Annotated in this window: 9 protein-coding genes; 3 read left to right on the top strand and 6 right to left on the bottom strand. The window is 63.5% G+C overall.

Annotated features, from left to right (window positions below):
- Positions 1–18: 18 nt before the first annotated feature.
- From KO539_RS13370 to KO539_RS13345, 6 genes are all read right to left on the bottom strand, one after another.
- Entirely contained in the window at positions 19–1,161 is a 1,143-nt protein-coding gene (locus KO539_RS13370; RefSeq protein WP_035823500.1) for a sugar ABC transporter permease, read from the bottom strand.
- Complete coding sequence (gene xylG, locus KO539_RS13365) at positions 1,158–2,729, bottom strand: D-xylose ABC transporter ATP-binding protein (protein ID WP_219310077.1); 1,572 nt, start codon at positions 2,727–2,729, stop codon at positions 1,158–1,160. The genes KO539_RS13370 and xylG overlap by 4 nt, the downstream gene beginning before the upstream one ends.
- Positions 2,730–2,792: 63 nt before the next feature.
- Complete coding sequence (xylF, locus tag KO539_RS13360) at positions 2,793–3,767, bottom strand: D-xylose ABC transporter substrate-binding protein (protein WP_099377905.1); 975 nt, start codon at positions 3,765–3,767, stop codon at positions 2,793–2,795.
- Positions 3,768–3,919: 152 nt separating this feature from the next.
- Positions 3,920–5,707 carry an IlvD/Edd family dehydratase gene (locus tag KO539_RS13355; RefSeq protein WP_219310075.1) on the bottom strand — a complete coding sequence of 596 codons (1,788 nt, stop codon included), beginning with the start codon at positions 5,705–5,707 and terminating at the stop codon, positions 3,920–3,922.
- Entirely contained in the window at positions 5,704–6,471 is a 768-nt protein-coding gene (locus tag KO539_RS13350) for an SDR family NAD(P)-dependent oxidoreductase (RefSeq protein ID WP_219310073.1), read from the bottom strand. Before KO539_RS13350 ends, KO539_RS13355 begins: the two co-directional genes overlap by 4 nt.
- Positions 6,472–6,498: 27 nt before the next feature.
- The gene (locus KO539_RS13345; RefSeq protein ID WP_219310072.1) at positions 6,499–7,659 is read right to left on the bottom strand and encodes a fumarylacetoacetate hydrolase family protein; all 1,161 of its coding nucleotides are present in this window, start codon (positions 7,657–7,659) and stop codon (positions 6,499–6,501) included.
- Positions 7,660–8,088: 429 nt separating this feature from the next.
- On the opposite strand from KO539_RS13345, the gene chvE reads away from it, so the two are divergent.
- The 3 genes from chvE to mmsB all read left to right on the top strand — a co-directional run bounded on the left by chvE (position 8,089) and on the right by mmsB (position 11,973).
- Positions 8,089–9,111, top strand: coding sequence for a multiple monosaccharide ABC transporter substrate-binding protein (gene chvE / locus KO539_RS13340; RefSeq protein WP_223278970.1), 1,023 nt, complete (start codon positions 8,089–8,091; stop codon positions 9,109–9,111).
- A gap of 113 nt (positions 9,112–9,224) precedes the next feature.
- Positions 9,225–10,766 (top strand): multiple monosaccharide ABC transporter ATP-binding protein, encoded by a 1,542-nt coding sequence (mmsA, locus tag KO539_RS13335; protein WP_219310070.1) that lies wholly within the window; start codon positions 9,225–9,227, stop codon positions 10,764–10,766.
- Positions 10,756–11,973 (top strand): multiple monosaccharide ABC transporter permease, encoded by a 1,218-nt coding sequence (mmsB, locus tag KO539_RS13330; protein WP_219310068.1) that lies wholly within the window; start codon positions 10,756–10,758, stop codon positions 11,971–11,973. Before mmsA ends, mmsB begins: the two co-directional genes overlap by 11 nt.
- Positions 11,974–11,977: the final 4 nt, after the last annotated feature.

The following is an 11,977-nucleotide window of genomic DNA, read 5'->3' as shown; positions in this document are numbered from 1 at the left end:
GTTTGTCGAGGTTCCCCGCTAGCGACGTCCGGCGCGCGTGCTAACATCGACCCACACGGCGAGGGTGAGGATACTGCCTTTCACGATCATCTGCCAGTAGGTGTCCACGTCCAGCATGGACATGCCGTTATCCAGGCTGGCCATCACCAGCGCGCCGATCAGGGCGCCGTACACGGTGCCCGAGCCGCCGCGCATCGAGGTGCCGCCGATGAAGCAGGCGGCAATCGCATCGAGTTCGCTGAAGGTGCCGGCCGAGGGTGAACCGGCCGCCAGGCGGCCCGTGTTGATCAGGCCAGCCAGCGCGCACATCAGGCCCATGATGCCGAAGATCCACAGCTTGACGGCTTTCACGTTGATGCCGGACAGGCGCGTCGCTTCCATATTGCTGCCGACGGCATAGATGCGCCGGCCGAACACGGTCTGGCTCGTGATGTAGCTGAACAGTCCCAGCAAGGCCAGCAGCAACAGCACGGGCAGCGGGATGCCTTCATAGCCGTTCAGGGTTTGCACGAAGGCATACAGCACGGCGCCGATGACGGCCAGGCGCAAGCCGTCGGCCCAGGACGCCGTCTGCGGCAAGCCATGCTGGGCGCGGCTGGCGCGCGCGCGCCACGTCAAAAAGGCGGCCAGCAGGAACAGGCCGATGCCCAGCACGATGCCGGGCACCGCGGGCAGGTAGCCCTGCCCCAGGTAGACCATCGGCTCGGAAACGGGTGCGATCGTGATGCCGCCCGTGATGCCCAGCAGGATGCCGCGATACGCCAGCATGCCGCCCAGGCCCACGATGAAGGACGGGATGCCGCGGTACGCCGTCAGGTAGCCATTGAGCAAACCGATCACCAGGCCGCAGCCGAGTACGGCCGCCAGGTTCAGCGCCAGCGGCCAGTGCTGCGTCACGTCCAGCACGGCGGCGATGCCGCCGAGCAGCCCCAGCAGGGAACCGATCGACAGGTCGATCTCGCCGGCGATAATCACCAGCACCATGCCGCAGGCAAGGATGCCGGTGACGGACATCTGGCGCAGCAAATTCGACAGGTTGCGCGGCGTGAGGAAACTGCCCTCCGTCTTCCACGAAAAGAAGGCCCAGATCAGCGCCACGGCGATCAACAGGGCCAGCATCTTGTATTGGGTAAACAGCTGTTTGATACTGTGCGGTTTCATGCTGCGGTTTCCTTGTTTGCGGTGTTGGCGGCGGGCGCCGGGCGCTGGTCGAGCGCCGCCGCCAGCACGGTTTCCTGGCTCAGGCCATCGTTGATAAAGTCGCCGCGCAGGCGGCCTTCGCCCATCACCAGCACGCGGTCGGACACGCCCAGCACTTCGGCCAGTTCCGACGAGACCATGATGATGGCTACGCCCTGGTCGGCCAGCGCCAGCATCAATTTGTAGATTTCATATTTGGCGCCCACGTCCACGCCGCGCGTGGGTTCGTCGAGGATCAGCACACGCGGGCGCGTCAGCAGCATCTTGGCCAGCACGGCCTTTTGCTGGTTGCCGCCCGACAGGCTCGTGATGGACAGCGACGGGCTGGCCGCCTTCAGTTCCAGCTTCGCGATCTCGCCGCGCACGGCCGTCAATTCCGCCTCGCCGTCGATGCGCGTGGCGCGCGCGAATTCCTCCAGCACGGCCAGGGTGATGTTCTGCCCCACGTCGAGGTCGGGCACGATGCCGTGATGCTTGCGGTCTTCCGGCACCATGGCCAGGCCCATGGCGATGGCCTTTTGCGGCGAGCGGGTATCGATCTTGCGGCCATCGAGCCACACCTCGGCCTGGCACGGCCCCTGGTAGGCGCCGAACAGGGCCGAGACGAGCTCCGTGCGCCCTGCCCCCACTAGGCCGGCGATGCCGAGGATCTCGCCCTTGCGCAGGGTGAACGACACATCGTCGACCCGCTTGCGCTGCGGGTTGTCGGCATCGATGCACGTTACGTGGCGCGCCTCGAACAGCACTTCGCCGATAGGTGCCGGCTGCGCGCGTTGCGGGTACAGCTGGCTCATTTCGCGGCCCACCATCTGCGCGATGATGCGCTCGACGTTCATCTGCGCCATCGGCGTAGTGGCGATATGCTTGCCGTCGCGGATGACGACGATGGTGTCGCAGATGGCCGCCACTTCATCGAGCTTGTGCGAAATGTAGATGCAGGTGACGCCCTTGGCTTTCAACGCACGCAGGATATCGAGCAGCACGGCGATTTCCGACGCCGTCAGCGACGACGACGGCTCGTCGAGGATCAGCAGGCGCGCATTCTTGTTGAGCGCCTTGGCGATTTCCACCAGCTGCTGGTGGCCGCCGCCGTAATTCATCACGGGCTGCGCCACGTTCAGTTCGGGAATTTTCAGTTCGCGCAGCAGCTCGTCGGCGCGCTTGTACATGGCCGCGTAATGCATGCGCCCGCCGGGCAGGGTCAGCTCGCGGCCCATGAAGATATTCTCGGCCACGGACAGCTGCGGCACCAGCATCAGCTCCTGGTGGATGATGATGATGCCCGCGTCTTCCGTGTCGCGGATCGATTGCGCGCGCAGGGGCTGGCCATCCCACAGGATCTCGCCATCCCAGGTGCCATGCGGGTACACGCCGGACAGCACCTTCATCAGGGTCGACTTGCCGGCGCCATTCTCGCCGCACAGGCCGATGCACTCGCCGGCCCGCACCTGCAGGTCGATGCCGTCAAGCGCGCGGACACCGCCAAACTGTTTGACGATGCCTTTCATTTCAAGCAGATAGTCGGACATGCTCACTCTCGTTGCGGATTAACAGAAATCAGGGGTCAGACCCGGCGGGTCTGACCCCAGCTTTTAGTTGCCCAACTGAGCTTTGGTATAAAAACCGTCGTCAACGAGAATGTTCACATTCGCCTTGGTCAGCGGCGTCGGTTTCAGCAGCACCGTGCTGACTTTTTTCAGGCCGTTGTCATAGCTGGAGTTGTAGGCCGGCTTTTCATTGCGCGCCAGTTGCACGGCCAACTTGGCCGCTTCCGCAGCGATCGTTTTCAACGGTTTGTAGACGGTCATCGACTGCGTGCCGGCGATGACGCGTTTCACGGCCGCCAGATCGGCGTCCTGGCCCGAGACCGGCACCTTGCCGGCCAGCTTTTGCGCGGCCAGTGCCTGGATGGCGCCGCCGGCCGTGCCGTCGTTCGAGGCGACGATGGCGTCGATCTTGTTGCCGTTGGCCGTCAGCGCGTTTTCCACGATGGACAGCGCTTCGGTGGCGCTCCAGTCCTTCACCCACTGCTGGCCGACGATCTTGATGTCGCCCTTGTCGATGAACGGTTTGAGTACCTTCATCTGGCCTTCGCGCAGCATCTTGGCGTTGTTGTCGGTCGGCGAGCCGCCCAGCAAATAGTAATTGCCCTTCGGCTGCAGCTTGGTCACGCCTTCGGCCTGCATCTCGCCCACTTTCTCGTTGTCGAACGAGATGTAGGCATCGATATCGGCGTTCAGGATCAGGCGGTCATACGACAGCACCTTGATGCCGGCCTTTTTCGCTTCCTTGACGGTGTTGTTGAGGACAGTGGCGTTGAACGGTACGATGACCAGCACATCCACGCCGCGCGAGATCAGGTTTTCGATTTGCGAAATCTGGCGCTGTTCGCTGGCGTCGGCCGATTGCACGAAGACTTTGGCGCCCTGCTTTTCGGCGGCGGCGATGAAGAAATCACGGTCGCGCGTCCAGCGTTCCACGCGCAGGTCGTCGATGGAAAAGCCGATCTTCGGGTTTTTGGCGTCAGCCAGGGCGGCGCTGCTGCTCAATGCCAGCATGGCGGTCATGATGGCTGCACTGATGATCTTGTTCATTGTGTGTCTCCTTGTGGATTTTATTAACAACGTTTTTTAACTACGGGTACTGCTGAAAAATTTTATGTCTGTGGTGGTGTCGGCTTACGCGCGGAGCGCTAAGCCGACCTACCCCGACCTGCCTGCTAATGGTTATGGCGTGGCAGGGTCTGGCCCACGGCGCGGTATTTCAGCGCCAGCTCCATGCAGGCGCCCGTTTCCAGCTGGCCCACGCTGGCGCGGTAAAGCTCCTGCCATGGCGTGGCGCTGTCGTTGACGGGCGGCGGCAGTTCTTTGGCGCGGCGCGCCAGCTCAATGGCATCGACCAGCATGTCGCACTGGCCCGCGTTCAAGTCCACGCGGATGATGTCGCCCGTACGCAGCAGCGCCAGGCCGCCGCCCACGGCGCTTTCCGGCGACGCGTTCAGGATCGACGGGCTGTCCGAGGTGCCCGACTGGCGCCCGTCGCCCAGGGTCGGCAGGTTCAGAATGCCGGCCTTGAGCAAGGCGTCGGGCGGCTGCATGTTGACCACTTCGGCCGAACCGGGCCAGCCCACGGGACCTGCGCCGCGCATGACCAGCATGCAGCTGTCATCAATTTGCAGGGCCGGATCGTTGATGCGCGCGTGGTAGTCGGCAGAACCATCGAAAACGATGGCGCGCGCCTCGAATACGCCTTCGCTGCCGGGACGCGACAGGTAGCGCTCGCGGAAAGCGGGCGAGATCACGCTGGTCTTCATGATGGCAAAATCGAACAGGTTGCCCTGCAAGGCCATGAAACCGGCCTTTTCCTTCAGCGGCGCGGCAAATGGGCGGATCATCTCGCGGTCCGCGCTTTCATGCCCCGCCAGGTTCGCCGCCATCGTCTGGCCCGTGACCGTCAACCTGTCCGCGTGCAGCAAACCCGCCTGCTGCAGCTCCCACATGACGGCCGGCACGCCGCCGGCGCGGTGGAAGCGCTCCCCCAGGTATTTTCCGGCCGGCTGCATGTTCAACAGCAGCGGCACGTCGTAGCCGTGCTCCATCCAGTCGCTCGAGTGCAATTCCACGCCCGCATGGCGCGCCATGGCCATCAGGTGCGGCTGGGCGTTGGTCGAGCCGCCGATGGCCGCGTTGACGATGATGGCGTCCAGGAACGCCTCGCGCGTGAGAATGCTCGACGGACGCACGTCCTCATGCGCCATGGCGACGATGCGGCGCCCCGTTGCATAGGCGATCTGGCCCCGCTCGCGGTACGGCGCGGGGATGGCCGAGCAGCCCGTCAGCGACATGCCCAGCGCCTCGGCCAGCGCATTCATGGTCGATGCCGTGCCCATGGTGTTGCAATGGCCGGCCGACGGTGCCGAGGCGGCGGCGATCTGCAGGAATTTGTCGTTGTCGATCAAGCCGGCCGACAGCTGGCGGCGGCCTTTCCAGATGGCGGCGCCGGAACCCACCAGTTCGCCGTCCATCCAGCCGTCGAGCATGGGACCGCCCGACAGCACGATGGCGGGAATATCCACCGTGGCGGCGGCCATCAGCTGGGCCGGCGTGGTCTTGTCGCAGCCCGTCGTCAGCACCACGGCGTCGATCGGGTAGCCGTGCAAAATCTCCACCAGGCCCAGATACGCGAGGTTGCGGTCCAGCGCGGCCGTGGGACGGCGGCAGTTTTCAAAAATCGGGTGCAGCGGGAATTCCATCGGGATGCCGCCCGCGTCGCGGATGCCGTCGCGCACGCGCTGCGCCAGCTCCAGGTGAATGCGGTTGCAGGGACTGATGTCGCTACCGCTTTGCGCGATGCCGATGATGGGACGGCCCGAGCGCAGCTCCTCGGCCGTGATCCCGTAGTTCATGAAGCGCTCCAGGTACAGCGCCGTCATGTCGATATGGTCGGGATTGTCGAACCAGTCCTGCGAGCGGAAGCGCCGCGCCGGGTGTTTGCCTGCGGTGCTCATGCGCCGTACCAGCCTGCGTCGACGTAGTATTCGCGTCCGGCGCACTTGGCCGCGTTGTCCGACGCGAGGAACAGCGCCAGCGCGGCCACGTCTTCCGGCTCCACGCGCAGCTGCAGGCATTGGCCCTGCAGGATCACGGCTTCCGCTTCCGGCGTATGCCACAGCTTTTCCTGGCGCGGTGTGCGCACGGCGCCGGGAATGATGCAGTTGACGCGGATGCCATCGATGCCCAGGTCACGCGCCAGGCCGCGCGTCAGGCCCTCGATGCCGGCTTTGGCCGTCATGTAGATCGACAGGCGCGCTTGCGCCAGATGCCAGGAAATCGAGCCCAGGTTGAGGATCACGCCGCTGCCCTTGGCGCGCATGGCGGGCGCCACGGCCTGGGCGCAGAAATACTGGTGGCGCAGGTTCACGGCCATGCGCTCGTCCCAGTAGGCGGGCGTGACGTCCTGCAGTTCGTGGCGGTCGTCATTGGCCGCGTTGTTGATGAGGATATCCGTGGCGCCCGCGCTGTGTGCGATCTCGGCGAAGGTGGCGGCCAGGGCGCCCAGGTCCGTCAGGTCGCAATAGCGGAAAACGGGCGGCTGCGGCAAGTGGGCCAGCTTGTCCTGCAGCGCCAGCGACGCCTCGCGGGCGATGTCGAGAAAGATGACGTGGGCGCCCTGGCGCGCGAACGCCTCGACGATGGCCACGCCGATGCCGGTGCCGCCGCCCGTGATGACGACGCGCTTGCCTGCCAGACTGGAATAAATTGCATGCTGCATGGTGTCTCTCTTTTTAAAATAATCGGATCAAAGCAAGCCACGCTGGGCCAGGTTCTGGTACAGCGCGCGCACGCCGAACGTCCAGGGAGTAATCGCATCGCAGCGCTGCACTTCGTTGACCAGCGCGCCCAGCGCAGCGCTGGCAATCGTCACGCGGTCGCCCAGGTGGTGTGTAAAGCCGCCGCCCTGCGCGCCGCGGTCCTTCACGGGCGAGAACATGGTGCCCAGGAACAGCATGAAGCCGTCCGGATACTGGTGGTACTGGCCTGCCGTCTGGCGCACCAGGTCGAGCGGGTCGCGGCTGATTTCGCGCATGAAGCTGGCGCCTTCGAGCACAAAGCCGTCGTCCGCGCCCTCGATCAGCAGCGACACTTCCGCCTGGCGCACGGTGTCGAGCGTGAAGTGCTCGTCAAACAGGCGGATGAAGGGGCCGATGGCGCAGGAACCGTTGTTATCCTTGGCCTTGCCCAGCAAGAGGGCGCTGCGCCCTTCGATATCGCGCAGGTTGACGTCGTTACCCAAGGTCGCCCCCAGCACCTCGCCGCGGCTGTTGACGGCCAGGACGATCTCGGGCTCCGGGTTGTTCCAGGCGGACGATGGCAGCAAGCCCACCTGCGCGCCGCAGCCGACCGACGACATCGGCTGCGCCTTGGTAAACACTTCCGCATCGGGGCCGATGCCCACTTCCATGTATTGCGACCAGGCGCCGCGCTGCTGCAGCTGCTGTTTCAGGCGCTGCGCCGCGTCCGAGCCAGGCTTCAATGCCGACAAATCGCCGCCCAGGGTCATTTGCAGGGCGGTGCGCAGGCTCGCCGCGCGCGCCGCGTCGCCGCCCGCCTGTTCCTCGATCACGCGTTCGAGCAGGCTGACGGCGAAGGTCACGCCGCAGGCCTTGACGGCCTGCAGGTCGCACGGCGCCAGCAGCAACGGCTGGCCGGCTGGCGCGGCCAGCGCCTGCGCCAGCAGCGCCTGCACGGAGCCGAGCGCGATGCCCGGCGCATGGCGGGCGATATCGAGCGCATCGCTGCGCTCGAACAGTTCGGCCACCGTCGCCACCGTCTGCGTGATGTCGACCACCTCGCCGCCGCGCACGGCGACGACGCACGGGCCGTCACGCCAGATGCGGCCGATGAGGACGGCCTGCGCCAGGTCGGCGGGCAACAGGGAGGCGGGAGAAATCGGCTGCATGGCTAGCTTTCAAAAGGTCATGACGGGATGGCGGGTCTTCAAGTCCGGACCGATTCTGCGCGCCGCCCTGTGTCGCCGCAATTACGAAAATCACCAAATTGAATGATGATTATTGGTATTGCAGTGCAGCATAAAAAGCCGCCACCCGCCCTCCATTTCCGCCCTGTGCGCAGGCGAAAAGGCAGGCCATGGCGCATTGCATCAATTGGCTTATCGATACCGTTTTGGATATCGCCAATGCGAAAAAAGTGATTGGTGAGGGATGGATGGACAAACTAGTATCAGCCGTGGCCTGCAATCGGCCATTCGCATGGAGCCCGCCCACTGGACGACGGCCCTGGCACATTCAACTATCGAAGACGGTGGAGACCTGAAATGAAAACAACAATGAAAATGCTGACCGCGAGCCTGGCGCTGGCCATCTCCGGCATGGCGGTAATGCCCGTGGCAAGCGCCGCCGACAAGGGCGCGATCGGCATCTCGATGCCAACCAAGTCGTCCATGCGCTGGATCGCCGACGGCGACAACATGGTCAAGGTATTCAAGGAGCGCGGCTACAAGACGGACTTGCAGTTTGCCGACGACGACATCCCGAACCAGCTGGCGCAGGTGGAAAACATGATCACCAAGGGCGCCAAGGTGCTGGTGATCGCCGCCATCGACGGCACCACCTTGTCGAACGTGCTGCAAAAGGCGGCCGACAAGGGTATCAAGGTCATCTCGTATGACCGTTTGATCCGCGGCACGAAAAACATCGATTACTACGCCACCTTCGACAACTTCCAGGTCGGCGTGCTGCAAGCGGGCTATATCGAATCGGCGCTGAAACTCAAGGAAGGCAAGGGTCCGTTCAATATCGAACTGTTCGGCGGCTCGGCCGATGACAACAACGCGCACTTCTTCTACAACGGCGCGCTGTCGGTGCTCAAACCGTACATCGACAGCGGCAAGCTGGTGGTGCGCTCGAAGCAGATGGGCATGGAAAAGGTTGCCACCCTGCGCTGGGATGGCGCCGTGGCGCAAGCCCGCATGGACAACCTGCTCAGCGCCTACTACGGCAATGCGCGCGTCGACGCGGTGCTGTCGCCGTATGACGGCTTGAGCATCGGCATCCTGTCCTCGCTCAAGGGCGTCGGCTACGGCACGCCGAAGCAGCCGTTCCCCGTCGTGACGGGCCAGGATGCGGAAATCCCGTCGGTGAAATCGATAATCCGCGGCGAACAGGCATCGACCGTGTTCAAGGACACGCGCGAGCTGGCCAAGGTCACGGCCAACATGGTCGACGCGATGATGAGCGGCAAGACGCCGACCGTCAACGACACCAAGACCTATAACAACGGCGTCAAGGTGGTGCCGTCCTACCTGCTGAAACCCGTCACCGTCGACAAGGCGAACTGGAAGCAGGTGCTCGTCACCGGCAGCGGCTACTACACGGAAGCGCAAGTGAAATAAGCATCGACGGTACTGAAGGCCCGGCGCTGCCGGGCCTTTCGCTTCATGCACGATCAAGAACAAGACTGCCGCACGACCGGCGCCAACCAGCGCGGCCGTGCCAGAGAGGTTATATGACGAACACTATCCTGGAAATGCGCGGGATACGCAAAACATTCCCGGGCGTCGTTGCGCTCGACAATGTCAACCTGCGGGTACGCAGCGGCGAGATCCACGCCATCGTCGGCGAAAACGGCGCCGGCAAATCGACCCTGATGAAAGTGCTGAGCGGCGTCTACGGCCATGGCAGCTATACGGGCGACATCGATTACCTGGGCCAGACGCGGCACTTCCGCGGCATCAAGGACAGCGAAGAAATCGGCATCATCATCATCCACCAGGAACTGGCGCTGGTGCCCCAGCTGTCGATCGCCGAAAATATCTTCCTCGGCAACGAACCGTCCAGCATGGGCGTCATCGACTGGGAATACGCGCAAAGCAAGACGCGCGAACTGCTGCAGAAAGTCGGCCTGAAAGAGTCCCCGGACACGCTGATCACCAACCTGGGCGTGGGCAAGCAGCAGCTGATCGAGATCGCCAAGGCGCTGTGCAAGGACGTCAAGCTCTTGATCCTCGACGAGCCGACGGCCAGCCTGAACGAAAGCGACAGCGCGGCCCTGCTCGACCTGCTGCTGGGCCTGAAAGCCCAGGGCATCGCCTCGATCCTGATCTCGCACAAGCTCAATGAAATTTCAAGAGTCGCCGATGCCATCACGGTGCTGCGCGACGGGAACACGGTCGACAGTTTCGACTGCCGCGTCGAACCCGTCAGCGAAGACCGCATCATCGAAAAAATGGTCGGGCGCGAAATGGCGGACCGCTATCCACCGCGCACGCCGACCATCGGCGAGACCATTTTCGAAGTGCGCGACTGGCGCGTCTTCCATCCCGAGCATGCCGACCGCCCCGTCATCAAGGGCATCAACATGCACGCGAAAAAGGGAGAGATCATCGGCATCGCCGGCTTGATGGGCTCCGGGCGCACGGAACTGGCGATGAGCATTTTCGGCCGCGCCTACGGCCAGCGCATCAGCGGCACGGTACTCAAGAATGGCCAGGAGATCGACGTCAGCACCATCGGCAAGGCGATCGCCCATGGCCTCGCGTATGTCACGGAAGACCGCAAGGGCCTGGGCCTGATCCTCGAGGAAGACATCCAGAAGAACACCAGCCTGGCCAACCTGGACGCGATTTCCAAACACATGGTGATCGACGAGCAGCGTGAATTCGGCGTGGCCGAAGAGTTCCGCCGCAAGCTCAAGACCCGCTGCTCGAGCGTGGCGCAGAAGGTGGTCAATCTGTCCGGCGGCAACCAGCAAAAAGTGGTGCTGGCGAAGTGGCTGTTTTCGCGCCCCGACGTGCTGATCCTCGATGAACCGAGCCGCGGCATCGACGTGGGCGCCAAATACGAGATCTACAGCATCATCAGCGACCTGGCCGCCGAAGGCAAATGCATCATCATGATTTCGTCGGAAATGCCGGAATTGCTGGGCATGTGCGACCGGATCTATGTCATGAACGAAGGCCGCTTCGCGGCAGAACTGAGCGCAGCAGAAGCATCGCAGGAGCGCATCATGCGCGCGATCGTTACACACGGAGAAAACAATGGACAATAAATTGACAGCAGGCGCGCCATCGGCAGCAGAGCCGGCGGCCGCGCCGCAAGCGAAAAGCTATGCCGGCTTTTTGAAGAACAATATGCGCGACTACGGCATGCTGCTCTCGCTGATCGTCATCATGGGCTTTTTCCAGTACATGACCGACGGCACCCTGATGCAGCCGCTGAACCTGACCAACCTGGTGCTGCAAAACAGCTACATCGTCATCATGGCGCTGGGCATGCTGATGGTCATCGTGGCCGGCCATATCGATTTGTCCGTCGGCTCGGTGGTCGGCTTCGTCGGCGCGCTGGCGGCCGTCCTGATCGTCAACTACAACATGAATTTTGTCGCCGCCAGCATCATCTGCCTGCTGGCCGGCGCCGTCATCGGCGGCGCGCAAGGCTATTTCGTCGCCTTCTTCAAGATCCCGTCCTTCATCGTCACCCTGGCCGGCATGCTGGTGTTCAAGGGCCTGACCCTGGCGCTGCTCGCTGGCCAGTCGGTCGGCCCTTTCCCGGAAGGCTTCCAGATGCTCAGCTCGGGCTTTTTGCCCGATCCGTTCGGCGGCGAAAACCTGCGCGGCCTGTCGCTGCTGCTGGGCGTGATCGCCGCCGCGGCGCTGATCATCACCTCGCTGCGCAGCCGCGCCAAGCAACTGAAACACGGCATGGAAAACGAGCCGCGCGCCTTCTTCCTGCTGAAAAACGCCATCTTCGCCGCCGTGATGGTGTATTTCAGCTACCTGCTGGCGTCCTACCGCGGTTTTCCCAACGTGCTGGCCGTGATGTCGCTGCTCATCGTCGCCTACACCTTCATTACCAACCGCACCGTGCTGGGCCGGCGCGTGTATGCCGTGGGCGGCAACGAGAAGGCGGCGCGCCTGTCCGGCATCAAGACGGAACGGGTCAGCTTCTACACCTTCGTCAACATGGGCATGCTGGCCGCGCTGGCCGGCCTGATCTTCGCGGCGCGCCTGAACACGGCCACGCCGAAGGCGGGAACAGGATTCGAGCTGGACGTGATCGCCGCCTGCTTCATCGGCGGCGCCTCGGCGTCGGGCGGCGTGGGCAAGGTGATGGGAGCCGTCATCGGCGCCTTCATCATGGGCGTGATGAACAACGGCATGTCCATCATGGGCATCGGTATCGATTACCAGCAAGTGATCAAGGGCCTGGTGCTGCTGGCGGCCGTCTTCATCGACGTCATTAATAAAAATAAATGAGAAG

It is taken from the genome of Janthinobacterium sp. NKUCC06_STL (genome assembly GCF_019345455.1).
Taxonomy (GTDB): Bacteria; Pseudomonadota; Gammaproteobacteria; order Burkholderiales; family Burkholderiaceae_D; genus Janthinobacterium; species Janthinobacterium rivuli.
This window is presented reverse-complemented; position numbering and strand designations above follow the sequence as displayed.

Excerpts from the sequence above, each read along its gene's own strand:
- KO539_RS13370 (WP_035823500.1), bottom strand. The coding sequence starts at position 1,161 with ATGAAACCGCACAGTATCAAACAGCTGTTTACCCAATACAAGATGCTG.
- xylG (WP_219310077.1), bottom strand. The coding sequence starts at position 2,729 with ATGTCCGACTATCTGCTTGAAATGAAAGGCATCGTCAAACAGTTTGGC.
- xylF (WP_099377905.1), bottom strand. The coding sequence starts at position 3,767 with ATGACCGCCATGCTGGCATTGAGCAGCAGCGCCGCCCTGGCTGACGCC.
- KO539_RS13355 (WP_219310075.1), bottom strand. The coding sequence starts at position 5,707 with ATGAGCACCGCAGGCAAACACCCGGCGCGGCGCTTCCGCTCGCAGGAC.
- KO539_RS13350 (WP_219310073.1), bottom strand. The coding sequence starts at position 6,471 with ATGCAGCATGCAATTTATTCCAGTCTGGCAGGCAAGCGCGTCGTCATC.
- KO539_RS13345 (WP_219310072.1), bottom strand. The coding sequence starts at position 7,659 with ATGCAGCCGATTTCTCCCGCCTCCCTGTTGCCCGCCGACCTGGCGCAG.
- chvE (WP_223278970.1), top strand. The coding sequence starts at position 8,089 with ATGGCGGTAATGCCCGTGGCAAGCGCCGCCGACAAGGGCGCGATCGGC.
- mmsA (WP_219310070.1), top strand. The coding sequence starts at position 9,225 with ATGACGAACACTATCCTGGAAATGCGCGGGATACGCAAAACATTCCCG.
- mmsB (WP_219310068.1), top strand. The coding sequence starts at position 10,756 with ATGGACAATAAATTGACAGCAGGCGCGCCATCGGCAGCAGAGCCGGCG.